Source organism: Superficieibacter electus (genome assembly GCF_002915575.1).
Taxonomy (GTDB): Bacteria; Pseudomonadota; Gammaproteobacteria; order Enterobacterales; family Enterobacteriaceae; genus Superficieibacter; species Superficieibacter electus.
This window is the reverse complement of sequence record NZ_PQGD01000083.1, coordinates 1-820: the sequence shown is the minus strand read 5'-3', so window position 1 is coordinate 820 and position 820 is coordinate 1. Positions and strand designations below refer to the sequence as shown.

At 52.4% G+C, this 820-nt stretch carries 1 protein-coding gene; it reads left to right on the top strand.

All coding sequences use genetic code 11. The features are described 5' to 3' along the window. The first annotated feature begins 63 nt into the window (after positions 1 to 63). On the top strand, positions 64 to 768 hold the full coding sequence (locus CHU32_RS27890; protein WP_001067855.1) for an IS6-like element IS26 family transposase: 705 nt from the start codon (positions 64 to 66) through the stop codon (positions 766 to 768). Positions 769 to 820: the final 52 nt, after the last annotated feature.

The following is an 820-nucleotide window of genomic DNA, read 5'->3' as shown; positions in this document are numbered from 1 at the left end:
GGCACTGTTGCAAATAGTCGGTGGTGATAAACTTATCATCCCCTTTTGCTGATGGAGCTGCACATGAACCCATTCAAAGGCCGGCATTTTCAGCGTGACATCATTCTGTGGGCCGTACGCTGGTACTGCAAATACGGCATCAGTTACCGTGAGCTGCAGGAGATGCTGGCTGAACGCGGAGTGAATGTCGATCACTCCACGATTTACCGCTGGGTTCAGCGTTATGCGCCTGAAATGGAAAAACGGCTGCGCTGGTACTGGCGTAACCCTTCCGATCTTTGCCCGTGGCACATGGATGAAACCTACGTGAAGGTCAATGGCCGCTGGGCGTATCTGTACCGGGCCGTCGACAGCCGGGGCCGCACTGTCGATTTTTATCTCTCCTCCCGTCGTAACAGCAAAGCTGCATACCGGTTTCTGGGTAAAATCCTCAACAACGTGAAGAAGTGGCAGATCCCGCGATTCATCAACACGGATAAAGCGCCCGCCTATGGTCGCGCGCTTGCTCTGCTCAAACGCGAAGGCCGGTGCCCGTCTGACGTTGAACACCGACAGATTAAGTACCGGAACAACGTGATTGAATGCGATCATGGCAAACTGAAACGGATAATCGGCGCCACGCTGGGATTTAAATCCATGAAGACGGCTTACGCCACCATCAAAGGTATTGAGGTGATGCGTGCACTACGCAAAGGCCAGGCCTCAGCATTTTATTATGGTGATCCCCTGGGCGAAATGCGCCTGGTAAGCAGAGTTTTTGAAATGTAAGGCCTTTGAATAAGACAAAAGGCTGCCTCATCGCTAACTTTGCAACAGTGCC